General features: G+C 36.2%; 13 protein-coding genes and 1 rRNA gene. 5 read left to right on the forward strand and 9 right to left on the reverse strand.

What is annotated here, in order from left to right:
• Window positions 1-160: 160 nt before the first annotated feature.
• Window positions 161-2299: a DPP IV N-terminal domain-containing protein gene (locus ACQ76T_RS21850; protein WP_431345318.1), complete on the reverse strand. Its 2139-nt coding sequence runs from the start codon at window positions 2297-2299 to the stop codon at window positions 161-163.
• 317 nt (window positions 2300-2616) lie between these two features.
• Here ACQ76T_RS21850 and ACQ76T_RS21855 point away from each other — a divergent pair, with 317 nt between their 5' ends.
• Both ACQ76T_RS21855 and ygiD read left to right on the forward strand, forming a co-directional pair.
• The gene (locus ACQ76T_RS21855; protein WP_431345319.1) at window positions 2617-3129 is read left to right on the forward strand and encodes a YceI family protein; all 513 of its coding nucleotides are present in this window, start codon (window positions 2617-2619) and stop codon (window positions 3127-3129) included.
• 80 nt (window positions 3130-3209) lie between these two features.
• Complete coding sequence (gene ygiD / locus ACQ76T_RS21860; protein WP_431345320.1) at window positions 3210-4037, forward strand: 4,5-DOPA dioxygenase extradiol; 828 nt, start codon at window positions 3210-3212, stop codon at window positions 4035-4037.
• A gap of 139 nt (window positions 4038-4176) precedes the next feature.
• On the opposite strand, the gene ACQ76T_RS21865 is transcribed toward ygiD, so the two are convergent.
• From ACQ76T_RS21865 to hutH, 4 genes are all read right to left on the reverse strand, one after another.
• The gene (locus ACQ76T_RS21865; protein ID WP_431345321.1) at window positions 4177-5658 is read right to left on the reverse strand and encodes a S8 family peptidase; all 1482 of its coding nucleotides are present in this window, start codon (window positions 5656-5658) and stop codon (window positions 4177-4179) included.
• Between the two features lie 201 nt (window positions 5659-5859).
• Window positions 5860-6306, reverse strand: a complete 447-nt coding sequence (locus ACQ76T_RS21870; RefSeq protein WP_431345322.1) for a GNAT family N-acetyltransferase — start codon at window positions 6304-6306, stop codon at window positions 5860-5862.
• Between the two features lie 76 nt (window positions 6307-6382).
• Complete coding sequence (locus ACQ76T_RS21875) at window positions 6383-6832, reverse strand: DUF2059 domain-containing protein (RefSeq protein ID WP_431345323.1); 450 nt, start codon at window positions 6830-6832, stop codon at window positions 6383-6385.
• A 3-nt stretch (window positions 6833-6835) separates the two neighbouring features.
• Window positions 6836-8329: a histidine ammonia-lyase gene (hutH, locus tag ACQ76T_RS21880; RefSeq protein WP_431345324.1), complete on the reverse strand. Its 1494-nt coding sequence runs from the start codon at window positions 8327-8329 to the stop codon at window positions 6836-6838.
• 130 nt (window positions 8330-8459) lie between these two features.
• Between hutH and ACQ76T_RS21885 the strand changes: the two genes are divergently transcribed.
• The gene (locus tag ACQ76T_RS21885; protein ID WP_431345325.1) at window positions 8460-9221 is read left to right on the forward strand and encodes a hypothetical protein; all 762 of its coding nucleotides are present in this window, start codon (window positions 8460-8462) and stop codon (window positions 9219-9221) included.
• A gap of 86 nt (window positions 9222-9307) precedes the next feature.
• The gene (uvrC, locus tag ACQ76T_RS21890) at window positions 9308-11104 is read left to right on the forward strand and encodes an excinuclease ABC subunit UvrC (protein ID WP_431345326.1); all 1797 of its coding nucleotides are present in this window, start codon (window positions 9308-9310) and stop codon (window positions 11102-11104) included.
• A gap of 456 nt (window positions 11105-11560) precedes the next feature.
• On the opposite strand, the gene ACQ76T_RS21895 is transcribed toward uvrC, so the two are convergent.
• Genes ACQ76T_RS21895 through ACQ76T_RS21905 form a run of 3 tightly spaced genes read right to left on the reverse strand, consistent with a single transcriptional unit; the run spans window position 11561 to window position 14299 of the window.
• A complete protein-coding gene (locus ACQ76T_RS21895; RefSeq protein ID WP_431345327.1) occupies window positions 11561-12313 on the reverse strand; it encodes a hypothetical protein in 753 nt (250 codons plus the stop codon).
• A gap of 11 nt (window positions 12314-12324) precedes the next feature.
• Complete coding sequence (locus ACQ76T_RS21900) at window positions 12325-13407, reverse strand: PorV/PorQ family protein (RefSeq protein ID WP_431345328.1); 1083 nt, start codon at window positions 13405-13407, stop codon at window positions 12325-12327.
• Between the two features lie 13 nt (window positions 13408-13420).
• A complete protein-coding gene (locus ACQ76T_RS21905; protein WP_431345329.1) occupies window positions 13421-14299 on the reverse strand; it encodes a DMT family transporter in 879 nt (292 codons plus the stop codon).
• A gap of 393 nt (window positions 14300-14692) precedes the next feature.
• On the opposite strand from ACQ76T_RS21905, the gene ACQ76T_RS21910 reads away from it, so the two are divergent.
• Complete coding sequence (locus ACQ76T_RS21910) at window positions 14693-16321, forward strand: acyl-CoA carboxylase subunit beta (RefSeq protein ID WP_431345330.1); 1629 nt, start codon at window positions 14693-14695, stop codon at window positions 16319-16321.
• 279 nt (window positions 16322-16600) lie between these two features.
• Here ACQ76T_RS21910 and rrf read toward each other — a convergent pair.
• Window positions 16601-16673 (reverse strand): 5S ribosomal RNA (gene rrf, locus ACQ76T_RS21915); the annotation flags it as partial.

The following is a 16673-nucleotide window of genomic DNA, read 5'->3' on the forward strand; positions in this document are numbered from 1 at the left end:
GTCTTGGTGTTTTAGGTTGGAAAAATGCAAAGACACAAAAGTTTTCTATTTTTATACTGTTGACTTACAACATGAAGCATTCAATAGATTTGCTCCTTTTCGTTTCCAAAAAAACTAGCAAAATAAAAAATCCAGCCTAAAATCAGGCTGGATCCTACTATTATTTCTTCAGATACAAATCAAAATAATCTGTGATTTTCTGCATCAGGTGAACTCTGTCTTTACCGATTACATTATGCGGGTGCCCCGGATAAGTGAAGTAATCCAGCTGAACTCCGTTATCCACAGCAGACTTGATAAATTTAATAGAATGCTGCCATACCACTACGTCATCCTGCGCTCCGTGAATCATCAGTAATTTTCCTTTCAGATTCTGAACTTTATCCAAAAGATTGGCTGCTGCATACCCTTGTGGATTTTCCTGCGGAGTGTCCATATATCTTTCTCCATACATAATTTCGTACATACTCCAGTCAATTACAGGCCCTCCTGCTACTCCCACTTTGAATACGTCCGGTTTACGAAGCATAAAGCTTGTCGTCATAAATCCTCCGAAGCTCCATCCATGTATTCCCATTTTCTCTGAATCTACATATGGAAGAGATTTTAAGTAATCTACTCCCTTCATCTGATCGTTCATTTCTGTAGTTCCCAGGTTTCTGAATACGGCCTGTTCAAATTTCAATCCACGGTTAGAAGATCCTCTTCCATCCATTGTGAAGATGATATATCCATTCTGAGCCATATATTCATACCAAAGATTTCCTGAAGCCGGGAAGCTGTTGGTAATCAGCTGTAAGTGCGGCCCGTTGTACAGGTAAACAATGGTAGGATATTTTTTATTAGGATCGAAGTTTGTTGGAAGGATAATTTTCCCATACAAAGGTGTTCCGTCGTCAGCTCTTAATTCTATGTTTTTAATTTCCGGTCTCTGATAGTTCTTTAAAGGGTTTTCAGAGGTAAGGATGTTAGTAGATTTTAAGTTAGCCGTATTAATAATATTTCCTACTCTTGGAGAATTGGCATTACTATAAGCATCGTATAAATAATTTCCGTCACTGCTCAAAGTTCCGATGTGCATTCCTTCAGCACTGTCTAATCTCTGCATCTTGAAATTCGTCCAGTTAATTCTGTACAAATGTCTTTCCAGAGGGGTTTCTTTAGTCGATGTAAAATAAATCTCTTTTTTCTTTTCGTTGAATCCCAGAATATCTGTTACCAACCAGTCACCTTTTGTGATCTGTGCAATCAATCCTTTCTCAAGGTTGTAATGGAAAAGGTGATTATATCCGGTTCTTTGGCTTTGCCAGATAAAGTCTGTATTGGAATTTGGGAAGAAAGTAAGAGGATGCTGAGGTTCCACATACTTGCTGTCCGTTTCTTCGAATAAAGTTTTTATCAATTGTCCTGTAACAGCGTCATATTGATTCATTTTCATATGATTCTGTCCTCTGTTCAATACGCCAACAAAAATATATTTCGAATCCGGGCTCCAGGTAACAGCTGTCAGATACTGATCTTTTTCTCCTTCAATTTTCAGGAAAGTTGTAGATTGGCTTTTAATATTGAAAACACCTAAAGTCACCTGATGAGAAGCCTGCCCCGCCATTGGATACTTGATATTGTGATTTACAGCAGGCGTTACAGACCAGTCGATGATCGGGTAATCTGCCACCATACTCTGATCCATTCTGTAGAACGCTACACTCTCCGAATTTGGAGCTGGAAAAATTCCTGTATCAATTCCGAACTCATTTCTATGAACAGCCTGTCCACTGATGATATTCTCATTGGATTCGTTGGTTACCGCAATAGTTTTTCCGTTTTTGTTAACAAATAAATTGTTCTTTGCTGTAAAGGCAAACGTCTGACCATCTCCAAACATTTTCACATTGGCAGCATCCTGATCTATTGCTGCGGAGCTTTTTACTTTCCAGTCGTTTCCTGACTTTTCAATCCAGGACATTTTGCCGCCCGTAGTAAAATACCCATTGGAATTTCCTGTAAATTTGATTGCAGGAACGGCCTTTAGCCTATCATTGGTAAGGTTTCGGTTGAGTTGACTCAAAGAAATCAGAGTATCCTGTTTATTGGTTTTTACATCGGTAATCAGATATCCTCCTTTTACTCCCTGAATGTAAGATTTTCCGTCTGCAGACCATGAAAATTGTGAAATATTTTTCACGGCAAGGTTTGTTCTCATCCCATTTACAGCCTCCGCCATTGTGAACTTCTGCGTCTGGGCAAATGCTGAACTGCCCAAAACCAGCATCAATAAAGAAAATTTATGTAATTTCATTGTATAAAATTGAATCCATCAAAAATAAGAAATAAAAACCATCCGTTAAGAAATGTTAAATTAAAACATTCATAAAATGGAATTAATACATTGATGAAAATAATTTCTTACCTTAATAGTACAATTTTTAAGGGAGTAAAATAGATGGATTATCAATCTGCTCCGCCTGTCATTATTTGATTTTTGGAGAGCTGTATACTTGCGAAGTAAAATTGCCGATTGATTAAAAAACTCATTTCTTAACCTATATCAATGATTTGTATAGGGGTTCTACTCTAAATTTGCATTATTAATAACAAACAAAAATATTAAATACAATGGCAACAAAATGGATTTTAGACCCAACACATAGTGAACTTACATTCAAAGTAAAACACATGATGATCTCTAACGTAAAAGGAAGTTTCAGAACCTTCACTGCAGAAATTGAGGCAGAAGACGAATTTTTCGCCAATGCTAAAACTACAGCAACGATCCAGACTGATTCTGTATTTACTAATAACACAGACAGAGACAATCACTTAAAGTCTCCAGAGTTTTTCAATGCAGAAGCGCATCCAACAATTACTTTCGAGTCTCAGGCATTAAACAATGCTATCGTAGGAAACCTTACGATCAACGGAGTTACAAAGCCAGTAACCCTTGACGTAGATTTTGGAGGAATCAACGTTGACCCATGGGGAAATACAAAAGCTGGGTTCTCTTTTGAAGGAAAAATCAGCAGAAAAGATTTCGGACTTAACTGGAATGCAGCTCTTGAAGCAGGAGGTGTAATGGTAAGTGATGATGTAAAAATCGCCGGAGAATTACAGTTTGTAAAACAAGCATAGTTTTTTAACATATATGTGAAAGGTTCAGGGATTTGTCTAAAAGCCTTGAACCTTTTATTTTACCTTAATCTTCAAAATTTATGAACCTCAACGATCTTCAAAACATAAGTGACCATTTCAGTAATACTCAAAGAATGCCCGTTTTATTTCTGGGGCACGGTTCGCCTATGAATGCCATTGAAGAAAATCAGTTTGTACAGGGTTTCCGAAAAGCGGCAACCGAAATTCCCAAGCCTAATGCTATTCTTTGTATTTCTGCTCACTGGTATACTCAGGGTACCTTTGTAACGGCAATGGATATGCCCAAAACGATCCATGATTTTTACGGTTTTCCCAAAGAATTGTTTGATGTACAATATCCTGCTCCCGGAAATCCGGAACTTGCCAGAGAAACCACTGAGCTTCTGCTACCGGTTGATGTAGAAGAAGACCATAACTGGGGATTGGATCATGGAGCCTGGTCCGTCATCAAGCATATGTATCCTAACGCAGACATCCCCGTTATTCAGCTGAGTATTGATTATACAAAACCTCCGCAGTATCATTATGATCTGGCCAAAAGATTGAACAAGCTTCGAGAAAAGGGAATTCTTATCATCGGAAGCGGAAATATTGTTCACAATCTGCGTTTGATTGACTGGAAGAATATTAATACGGTAGGTGCCGGATGGGACTGGGCTGTAGAAGCAAGAGAAAAAACCAACAACTGGCTTCTGGATGGAAATTTTCAAAATATTATCGACTATCAGAAACAGGGAACTTTTCTGCAATATGCCGTTCCAACTCCTGATCATTATCTTCCGTTATTATATACGTTGGGACTGAAAGATCAATCTGAAGAACTTACTTTATTCAATGATGAACTTATTGGTGGTTCATTGAGTATGACAAGTGTAAGGATTGGGTAGGAAGAACCCATCAACCTATTAATTTTATAAAATTTTTTTCAGCGACGAATACATTCATAAATTTGGTGTATCCGTTGCTGAAAATAAAATAGGTTATCCCGTTTTGAGATAACCTATTTTTTTTTGAAAAGACAATATTTTACTGGACAGCTTTTAAAACATTAATGTTTCCATATCCATAGCTTGAGTTTACATTCGGGTAGTAAGTCGCAGCCTGTCTCATTTTATTTAGAACCTGATCTCTTGTCCATGATGGGTTTTTAGCCCATACTAAAGCGGCAATACCTGCTGTTGCAGCAGTCGCTACAGAAGAACCTCCTACATAATCAGCCTGTCCGTTATAATAGCTTAGAACCGGTACTGTATTTCCTGAAGCTCTTTCCATCTGGAAGGTAAAGTCGATCTGGCTTCCTGAGTGGCAAACATCACATTTCTGGTTAGATGTATTCTCTTTTACTCCTGTGATCGCTTGTGTTTCAGGCATTGAAGCCGGGAAAATAACGCCTACAAAATTGGTAAAGCTGGTAGATGTTCCTCCGGCACAGAAAATAAGTTTTCCTTTAGAATAAGCATATTTTACACCGTCTTCTATTTTTCCTACTGAAAATATATGTCCCATAGACATTGAGATGATCTTCACATTGGTATTGTTCCCCAGTTCTGTGAAAGCTGTTTTTACGGCAGTCTGCTCATTGGAAGTTTCCAATACAACATTTTCGGCTGCTCTGTAAGCAATTAAGTTAGCATTATAGGCAACTCCAACAGGTAACCCTGCATTGTTTCTTGGAGCGGCCATCACAGAAGCCATTTTAGTCCCGTGCCCACACTGATCCGCGGAACCATCTGAATTAAATACTCCAATTTTAGAAATTGTTCTTCCTGAAGAAGATCCGTTATTAAAACTTCCTCCCAACAAAGTCTGTTCCGGAGAAACTCCTGTATCAATAAGTCCGATGGTAACACCAGCTCCTGTACTATAGCTCCATGCATCAGGAATATTATGTTTGGTGAAAGCCCATGGAATTTTTGCACTTGGCGTTGTTGAGGTATAATCTACTGCACTTAAAGTTGAAGATGAAAAACCACATCCTGAAGATCCGCTGCCTGAAGATTTTGCAGCAGTATTATATTTGGATTCAATTTCGAAATAATGATAGTCAGCAGGTTCTACATATCGGATGGTTTTCATCTGACGAAGAGCTGTAATAGTTTCTTCTTTTGCAATAACCACATCCATTTGGTTGAGGTACTTATCGGAAAGGAGAACAAATTCTCTCTCATCTTTTCCTTCATATTTTTTGATAACAGCCAGAAGCTCTTTTTCCATATCACCACTGTTTGGCGACTTGCTTCTGTCGAAATCATCTTTAGAAGAACCAAATCCTATAGATACCATTCTGTTACCATTGAGGATTGCGCTCCATAAAAAGTGATCGGATTCATTTCTCCAGTTGAACGTTCCATCTTTTTTGATGGCCTGGTTGATTCTTTCATTGATCTGTTTATCCGTCAGTGGATCTCTTTGAGACATTTCAATTTTGGCATTTTCATTTTGAAGGTCTTCCCTGGTACAAGAGTTTAAAGCAAAGAATATTGCTAATAGGAATACAGTTTTTTTCATATGTTATAATTTTATTTGGAGGCACAATATAACACTTTACCGGGAATTATAATCTCAAAAAAAATGAATTTAGCATTACATGAATATTAATTTACAACCAAAGTATAAATACAAAAGATAATTTATTTACATATTTCACATTAATAAACAAACCATTTCGTTAATTCATTAACAATTTAACAATACATACTTTACATACAGTTATAATATTTTTTCAAAACACACACTGCTTTCAATGTCTGCATAATGTCCATAGTTGGGAATCTTATAAAATCCGCTTTGCTCATAGACGGAAATAGCATTTTTCAGATCAACAGAAATTTCCAGGATGGCTTTTTTAAATCCTAAATTTTTAGCCCAGATCTCGAGCTCCTTTACGATGGCAGAAGCCAGTCCCTTTTTCCTGAAATCCGGATGGGTAAACATTCTTTTTATTTCTACGGTATCTTCTGAAAACGGTTTAAAGGCTCCGCAAGCAGCCGGAATATCATTTATGTAAGCTACAACACAGTTTTTGATAGTGTCAATGGTATTGAACTGAGCAAAGAAATCATCATTTTCTCCATTATGCTCAGACAAAGTGGCATCAAGGGATTTTACAAGGTTTTGAAAATCTGTATTGGAGGAATTTGTTCTGAGGATGTGCATTTTTATTTGATTTAAAAATTGAAGGATTTAAAGATTTATGGAAACAAAAAAGCTCCCTTTAGGAAGCTTTTTATTTTTATGGAGCTGGTGGAGGAGGATTTTGAAAATTATAATGTTTATTCAATTTATCATTAACCCTTTTATCTAATGCTTCTGCATAACTAGTCCCAAGTTCCATTGAATCTTTCATTAAGTTTGGCATATTTTCAATCATTTTCTGACCTGCCGGGGTTTTATAAAATTTAATGAGCTCATCAACATCCGCATCAGTAAAATACTTTTTATAGACAGGAATGTACAAAGCGAAAATTTTATCAGTAGACATGTCTTTTTTAAACTCATCCCAAAAATTATCCGGTAAATCTTTATACTTATTGTTATAATGGTTCATAAACTGTTGAAAAGCCATAGACAGCATCTTATCTGATTTTGTTAAAGTGATCAATTCTTTCAATTTTGCTTCATTTGACTGAGAAAAAGTATTTATCCCAATCAAAAATAAGCATAAAATAATACCTTTCTTCATGATCTATTTTACATCAACAATAAACTTTCTCTCATTAATCAATTCTGCAATGGCAAGCATATCTTTACCAATCAGCCTGTCATCTTCAAGTTTGGAAACTTTTGAACGAAGAATGGTAAAGTTTTCTTCTATGATTTTAGAACATTTGGAAGGTCTTCTGAATTCCAATCCCTGAGCGGCAAACATTAATTCTACGGATAAGATATTCACTAAATTACCAAGAACCTGATTGAACTTTCTACCCGAAATACTTCCCATAGAAACATGATCTTCCTGACCTAAACTTGTAGGAATAGAATCTGCAGAGGCCGGGAAACATAGTGTTTTATTTTCAGTCACCAAAGCAGCCGAAGTATATTGAGGAATCATAAATCCTGAGTTTAACCCTGAGCTTTCTGTCAGTAATCTTGGAAGTCCGTATTTTCCTTCCAGCAGCAGATAACTTCTTCTGTCAGAGATATTTCCAAGCTCTGCAGCAGCCAGTGTAGCATAATCTAAAGGTAAGGCCATCAACTGTCCGTGGAAATTCCCTCCGGAAATAGATTCTTCAGCACTTAGTACAATTGGGTTATCTGTTACTGAATTCAATTCTGTTTCTGCCATTGCTTTAAGATGTTCAAAAGCATTTCTGCTGGCTCCATGCACCTGTGGCACACATCTCATGGAATAAGGATCCTGAACTCTCTCACAGTCTTCGTGAGCTTTCATATTTTCTGATCCTTTTAAGAATTTAAGCATTCTTGCCGCTACTTTTTTACTTCCTTCAAAAGGTCTTATCTCATGAAGTTCTTTCTTAAATGGACTTTCAGAACCTCTGTATGCTTCAATACTCATGGCAGCAGTCATATCTGCAAGATCCAGCAGATATTCAAATTTTTCCAGTCCTTTGATAGCATGGGCCAGAATAAACTGTGTACCATTGATCAATCCTAATCCTTCTTTAGGTCCCAACGCCAATGGTTCAAGACCGTGCTTAGTCAAAACATCTATGGTCTCTACAACCTGATCACCATCCCAAACCTGTCCTAGCCCTAATAAAGGCAACACAAGATGAGCCAAAGGAGCAAGGTCACCAGAAGCTCCCACAGATCCCTGTTCCGGCACAGCAGGAATGATATCTTTCTCCAGCATAAGAATCAGCCTTTCAATAACTTCCAGAGAAACTCCTGAAAATCCTTTTGATAATGCATGAACTTTTGCAATTATCATGATTTTGGAAAGTTCTTTATGAATAGGTTTCCCCACACCCACTGCATGGGAAATGATAAGATTATACTGTAACTGAGCTGTTTCGTCGGCAGATATTTTGGTATCGCACAAAGGCCCGAATCCGGTATTGATGCCATATACACATCTATCCGATTCTACTATTTGCTGTACATTTTTCTGAGATTTTAAGATCTGTTCTTTAGCCGCTTTATTCAGCTTGGCTTTATTGGGTTTTTTACAGATTTCCAGAACATCATGGAAAGTAAAAACATCTACTCCGTATATCATTTCTAAAAAATTTTCTTAAAATTAAGCATTTAACAATAATTGGAAAAACTAAATTTCAATCTTCTATATTTTTATAAAATTGCGTGAATTAATTTACTACTTTTGGCTCCGAAATTAAAAACAATAATACATGAGACTGAAAACATTAGTACTTGCTTTATGCGTTGCTGGGACATCTACATTTGCGCAAAAAGTAAAGTATTCTAAGGAAGAAAAAAAAGAAATGAACCGTTATCTTTTTAACGAAGGCTTTGATACGGCAACAGATAAAAAGGTTTCCACCTTTATCTTAAAAGATAATACAGAACATCAGGGATACACTAAATCATGGGAAAAACAGCGGGGTCAGATTCTATCTATAACGATGGAAGATGTTGATACAAGAAAGCCGATAAAGTTTGCTGCCTCAGAAATTTCTCAAATGTATTTATACCCCACAGAGATTGAAAAATCCAGAAAAGCAGGCAAGTTCATTTCCAATATGAGAAATTACAGCACTAAAAAATATAGTAAATCTGTAACAAACGAAGCCGTTCCCTACGAAAATCAAACAGTTTCTTTAAAAAATAAAAAAGAGAGCAAAACGTTCCTGATGCAGGTCATCAATCCTGAGTTTAATGAATTCATTACTGTTTATCATGATCCTTTTGCTTCTGAAACGATGTCAACTGGTTTTGTGGGCGCTCCTGCCTTTGGAGGAGGTGTTATCAAATCTTATTATGTGAAGAAAGGGAATAAAGTAATGTGGCTTCACAAGGATGACTTTGAAGACAATTATGATTTTCTTTTTGGAGACAATGCTGAATTCATGAAAAAGTATCCTAAAAATTCTGTAGATTGGAATAATCTGAGCTTCCTGATCTACACTTATACAGAAATGAGTCAATCATAAAATATATCATTATCGTAAAAAAGCCTGCAGAATATTCTGCAGGTTTTCTTTTTTCAAAATAGGGAAAGTTTCCTTAATTTTGTTATATGAATCCTTCTTTAGAATTACAGCTCAAAACTTTACCATCCGAACCCGGCGTTTATCGTTATTATGATAAAAACGAACAACTATTGTACGTAGGGAAAGCTAAAAATCTAAAAAAAAGGGTTCTCTCCTATTTTAATAAAAACCTTCCGGGGTACAGAATCAAAATAATGGTGAGTAAGATCCAGCGCTTGGAAACTACCATTGTGAATAGTGAATATGATGCTCTTTTGCTGGAAAATAATCTGATCAAAGAGCACAAGCCGTTTTACAATGTCATGTTGAAAGACGACAAAACCTATCCATGGATCTGTATTAAAAATGAAGAATTTCCAAGAATCTTCCTCACCCGAAATATGGTAAAAGATGGCTCGGAATATTATGGACCTTATGCAAAAGTACGTCCTGCAAAAGTATTGCTGGACACCATCAAACATATTTATAAGCTTAGAACCTGTAATCTGAACCTTTCACCGGCTAAAATTGCTGAAGGAAAATACAAAGTATGTCTTGAATATCATATCAAAAACTGTGAAGGTCCCTGTGAAGATCTTGAGAGTAAGGAAGATTATGATGAAAAGATAGACGCCATCCGCGGAATTATAAAAGGAGACTTCCGAAAAGCGAAAGAGTATCTGGTGAACCAAATGATGAAACTAGCCTCTAATCTAAAGTTTGAGGAAGCACAGATCATTAAAGAAAGACTGGACATCCTTGAAGATTATCAATCTAAAAATACGGTTGTAAATCCTAATATTGACGATGTGGATGTATTCGGAATGACGAGTGATGAAACGGCCGCCTATGTAAACTTCTTTAAAATAAGAAATGGAAATATCATCCAGAGTTTCACCACAGAGATCAAAAAGATACTGGAAGAAACAGATGAAGATATCCTGGAAGAAGCTCTGATTGAAATCAGACAGAAGTTTGGTTCAGATTCCAAAGAGGTTCTCATCCCTTTCCATCTATCCGTAGAAATACCAAATGTAAAACTGATTGTTCCGAAAGTAGGTGACAAAAAAAGAATTGTAGAACTGTCTGAGAAAAATGCGAAGGAATATCGTCTGGAAAAGCTGAAACAGGTTCAGATCGTAGATCCTGAGAGACATACCAACAGAATCATGGCTGAAATGCAGAAGCTGCTAAGAATGCCTGTAGAGCCAAGACATATTGAAGGTTTTGATAACTCAAATATTCAGGGAACCAACCCGGTTTCGGCTTGTGTGGTATTCAAAGATGGTAAACCAAGTAAATCTGATTATAGAATTTTCCATCCTAAAACTGTAGAAGGGCCTAATGATTTCGCTACGATGGAAGAAGTGATCTACCGCCGATACAAAAGAATGCTGGATGAAGGGGAAAACCTTCCTCAACTGATTCTTATTGACGGAGGAAAAGGCCAGTTATCCTCCGCTGTGAAAAGTTTACGCCTTTTAGGACTTTACGGAAAAATTACCATTGTAGGCATTGCGAAAAGGCTTGAGGAGATCTTCTTCCCTGAAGATTCAATCCCGTTATATCTTGACAAAAAGTCTGAAACATTAAAGATTCTACAAAGAGTGCGTGATGAAGCACACCGTTTCGGGGTAAAACATCACAGAACCAGAAGAAAAAATTCTACCATCAAATCAGAACTGGAGGAAATTCCCGGTGTGGGAGAAAAAACAATAGAATTACTGCTTTCTAAGCTAAAATCCGTAAAACGAATCAAAGAATCCAATCTGGAAACCTTAGAAGAAATTCTGGGCAAAAGTAAAGCTAAAGTCATCTGGGAATTCTTCAATACCAATGAATAAATAGTCTGCAGACTGTTCTTAAGAAATCATCTTTTATCCCACAGATAAAGGATATTATTCTATTTCATGGAAAGATATAAAACATTAAAAAAATCACCAATTAGAAATAAAAATAATCAAAAATAATTGTTAAAAAATAAATTATTTATCAAATAACAGTATTATTAATATTTTTTTCATAAATTAGTCATATCAACTAAAAACAATAATCCCATGAAAATATTGCTAAATTCAAAGGTATTATTGTGTCTTTGTTTAGCAATATAAAGGATTTGTTTGATTTTTCACATTTATCATCATCGATGCTGAATGGCTGGAAAGAGAGAATAGTTGCGTATTCAAAGGTTAGTTTGTTAATAGTTTCGTACACAGAAACTGGAAAAAACACATCAACATATCTGAACGTAAAAGGCTCTTTTTCAAGAGCCTTTTATATGTTTATGTTCTATAAGAGAATTATTTTCCTTTGAAAACTTCTTTGGAGAATCTTCCATCCGCCTGAGGAATATCTATAACAATATTTCCATTTTCAAAGTACCCAATCGTTGTATTTCCATCAGCTAGTTTTACAATGAATACCTCTTTTTTTGAAGTGGCTTTAAAAGATGCAAACGGAACCGAGCTTCCTGATTTTGCCAAAATAAACTGATGAGCATCAATCTCTATTTTCTGTACATCTGTTTTTCCATTAGAAAAGCTATTGGACGATGGAGGGGTTGATGTTGTTGTTGATTCTGACACGGTATTACTCTGAGCAACCTGAGTGGTTTCTGCAGTGCGAGCCGGTAACATTGCAACAGGGTTGGAAACGCTCACCTTGGTTAAAGATTGATTCAATGCATCTGCAAATCCTTCTTCAAATTCTTTAATATCGGAACTTCCTTTGGATTCCAGGACTACATTTTTGTTACAGTCTTTGAACTGTAAGATTACTTTATTGGTGAATAGACTTTTATCATTCAAAACTTCGGCATTCAGAACATTACAGGTATTATTCCTTGCTTCTGATGGCCACTTATCCATACTTTCTGTTAAAACCTCATACTTCTTTCCCTCTAAAGCTTTGGCTAAGGCAGCTTCCAATCCAAAACTGCTCTTTTTAAAAGTTTGAAACTTCTCAGGAATAAAAACATACTTATAGTCTGAAACTTTTTGTGCAAAAACTCCTGTTGAGCAGATTGCCAGCACTAGCATTGAAATCTTTTTCATTTTTTTACCGTTTAATCATTTCTGAATGCTCCCATATCCAGCTTCAATGAGAAGAAATTAGAATAAAAATTAGATCCTCCTATCCCTGAATTCGTAATTGCATAATCCAGTGTAAGTCCTCTATATCTTATCCCAATACCTGCACTCGGCTGAAAGGAAACTTTTCTTTTAAGGTCTTCTATATCTGTAATCGACTGGAATCTGTTGATCCCCAGTCTCACAAAAATCATTTTCTGATATCCCAGTTCTGCTCCGGCATATGGGCTGATACTTGCAAAATCGGTTGAAATTAAAGAGGCCGTTTTAGCAAAATCTACATTGATCCCCGCTTCCGGCAATACATATACACTGCTGTTGATTTCAAACAATTTACTGGCTCCCACATTAAGTTTTGGCATTGTAAGCTCCATTTTATCTTTCGGAGCAGGGTTAAATTCTTCCCCATTTACTACGGTAGAAAGCTCTTTTTGATTAATACTCCAGAAGTTGACCGTAGTGGTAATATCACGAAGCATCCCCCCAAACTTCCATCCGTTATTTCCTTTATAAATAGCTCCTACGTCAAAACCAAAACCATAGCCATTAGCAAACTTGCCCACATTTCTATAGACGATTTTGGCATTCACCCCAACGTCAAGATTTGGGTTACCTCCCGGTCTGAATGCGTAAGAAAGAATCGCTGCGTAATCAGACTGTGAGAATTTTGTAATTTTATCATAATCAATGTTTCCTTCCGAGTCAATCATTTGAGTAGTATTCAGGATATTATCTACCCCAAGTCTTACCACAGAAACTCCGAAAACACCTTCTTCTAGTACTTTAGCATAGGCCAGATAATCATATTTTGCAATAGACTCAAAGTATTCCGCGTGCATAGCAGCACCTTGCCAGTCTTTATCAATAGCCATCAAACCTGCAGGGTTCCACATTGGTGCATATACATCATCCTGATTGGAGATCACTGCCCCTCCCATTGCCAATCCTCGGGCTCCGGCTCCTATATTTAAGAATTCATTGGAATATTTCCTGATAATCTGAGCCTGAGACACCCCAAACAACAGTGAAAATGCAAGTAAAAAATATTTTTTCATCATATAAATTTGATGCTTAGTTTAAGTTTTTAGTTTTTCTGGCTTTCATTAATCCATTTACTATGATTGCCAGTATCATAACAGCTGAAGCGATATAAAAAATAGGGCTCATATGTTCTGATTCCCCAAAGATAAAAAAAGCTAGTATAATTCCGTAGACAGGTTCCAAATTAACTGTTAAAATTAAAGTAAAAGGCGATATGTATTTCATTAAATTAACAGACTCCAGCATGGGGAAAGCCGTAAACACACTGGCTAACAAGCATATTAACGCCAGATCTCTGTAGTTTATTTCACCCATCTGAAAAATTTGTCCGGAAAATAGATAAATAATCATTAATATAAACCATCCGCAGAATATTTCATAAAATATAATATTTCCGGAGCTTGTTTTACCAAACATTTTACCGTTAAAAACAGAGAAAATAGTCCCGAAAACTGCACACAGAATACCATAGATGATTCCTTCTTTAAAATGGAACTCTGTTTTAAAAATTAATAGGATACAGGCTACAATAACGGACCCCATGATGACCTCCGAAATGTCGATCTTCCTCTTAAAGATGATCGGCTCCAATATCGAAGCAAAAAGAGTGGACAATGAAAGACAGCTTAAAGCAATGGAAACATTGGAAACTTTAATTGAATAGAAAAAGCAGTACCAATGAAGCGCCATCGCAAAACCTATAGCCGCCAGCTGGAAAAAGATCTTCTTTGAGACTTTTATACTTTCCTTCCGAAAGACTCTTATAAATACAAAAAGAAATACTGCTGCAAATAACATCCTGTAGAATACCAGAATCTGTGCATTGGCATGAATCAGTTTCCCCAAAATTGCAGTGAATCCCCATAAAAATACTATTAAATGCAACCTGAAAAGCGCCAATTTATGCATAACCTATCTTCTTTGAATTTTTAACATGCAAATTTACAAATAGCATTGACAAATTTTGATAAAAAGATAAGTTTAATCTAAAAAAAGTTAACAAAAATAAAAAATGTCTTTCTTTTTTAATAGAATACAAAAAACCCTGAAAATTTATTAAACTTTCAGGGCCTTCAAATAATAAACTATTAAAAAAATAAACTAGGAACTTAGAGTATTTAGCAGAGAATATCACCTCTGTTACTCTATTGTAAAGTTAGAAAAAATATAAATTATTTAAAAATATTTTACTGTTAAAAATTTCACAATTTACTAAAAACCAAACTTTTAAACGCTTGTTTTACTTCCCATTCATATTCCTCATAAAAATAGTATCTTTAAGCATAAAAAATTGAAAATTTTATGGATATCGAATTCAATAAACGAGAAGATCAGAACAGATTGAAATTATCTGAAATAAATCGCTTACTTGCCGAGATCAAAAAAGGCGGTGGTGAAAAGAGGCTTCAAAAGCTTCGTGATGAGGGAAAAATGACTGCAAGAGAAAGAATAGATTATCTTCTCGATAAAGATTCAGATTCCATAGAAGTTGGTGCATTTGCCGGCTATGAAATGTACGAAGAACATGGAGGATGTCCTAGCGGAGGGGTAGTTGTAGTGATCGGGTATGTTTCGGGAAGACAGTGTATCGTTGTTGCAAATGATGCCTCAGTAAAAGCAGGTGCATGGTTTCCTATCACTGGAAAGAAAAACTTGAGGGCACAGGAAATTGCTATGGAAAACAAACTTCCGATTATCTATTTGGTAGATTCTGCGGGTGTTTATCTTCCAATGCAGGATGAAATATTCCCAGACAAAGAACATTTTGGGAGAATTTTCAGAAATAACGCTAAGATGAGCTCTATGGGAATCATCCAGATTTCTGCTGTAATGGGCAGTTGTGTTGCTGGAGGAGCTTATCTTCCTATCATGAGCGACGAAGCTATGATTGTTGATAAAACAGGTTCTATTTTCCTTGCAGGAAGCTATCTTGTAAAGGCTGCTATCGGAGAAAGCATAGATAACGAAACTTTAGGAGGAGCAACAACCCATTGTTCTATTTCAGGTGTTACAGACTTTAAAGCTAAAGATGATAAAGATGCTCTGAATAGAATTAAAAATATCATGAAATCCATCGGAAGCAACGAAAAAGCCGGTTTCGACAGAATCGAAAGTTTCCCGCCAAAAGAAAACCCGGAAAATATTTTCGGAATTATGCCAGTCTCGAGAGCTGAACAATATGATACTCTTGAAATCATTAAATGTATTGTGGATAACTCCGAATATGAAGAGTATAAACCCGATTACGGTAAAAGTATCATCTGTGCTACAGCCAGAGTTGATGGCTGGTCCGTAGGAATTGTAGCAAACCAGAGAAAACTGGTAAAAAGCGGTAAAGGAGAAATGCAGTTTGGTGGAGTTATTTACTCTGATTCAGCAGATAAAGCGACCCGATTTATTGCGAACTGTAACCAAAGAAAAATTCCTTTAATCTTCTTACAGGATGTTACCGGTTTCATGGTAGGGTCAAAATCTGAACATGGTGGAATTATTAAAGACGGAGCAAAAATGGTAAATGCTGTCGCAAATTCAGTTGTTCCTAAATTTACCATTATTACGGGTAACTCTTACGGAGCTGGAAATTATGCAATGTGTGGTAAAGCCTATGATCCTAGATTAATTGTGGCATGGCCTTGGGCTGATCTTGCTGTAATGGGAGGAGCACAAGCCGCAAAAGTTTTAGCTCAGATCCAGGAATCTACTTTGAAGAAACAAGGTAAAGAAATTTCAGAGAAAGAACATAATGAAATCCTAGATACTATTTCTAAAAAGTATCAGAAACAGACAGAATCAACTTATGCAGCTGCCAGATTATGGACAGATGCCATTATTAATCCCGCAGATACCAGAAAATGGATCTCTATGGGAATAGAAGCAGCTAACCACTCTCCTATTACAGAGAAATTTAATTTAGGGGTTATACAAGTATGATAAACAAATTATAGACTACAAGCGGCTATCTCAGTTCTGGGGTAGCCGTTTTTTTATTTATACTTAAAAAGATATTTTAGATTTTAAAAATGTATTTCTTTACCATTCCTTAGTATTGAGATCTTTATAAGCTATAAGTATATAAGAGTGTAAGAGTACGTGAGTATATGGGTATAGAAGTGTTTAGGTATAAGAAAGAGAGGAAGGTAAGGGATTGTATGTATATAACAAAAAAATCCTTTATCGTTAAGATAAAGGATTTTTTAAAAATAAAATAAAAACTGGCGGCGGCCTACTCTCCCGCGTTAGCAGTACCATCGGCGCTGGTGGGCTTAACTTCTGTGTTCGGAAT

It is taken from the genome of Chryseobacterium sp. JK1, from assembly GCF_050632815.1.
GTDB lineage: Bacteria > Bacteroidota > Bacteroidia > Flavobacteriales > Weeksellaceae > Chryseobacterium.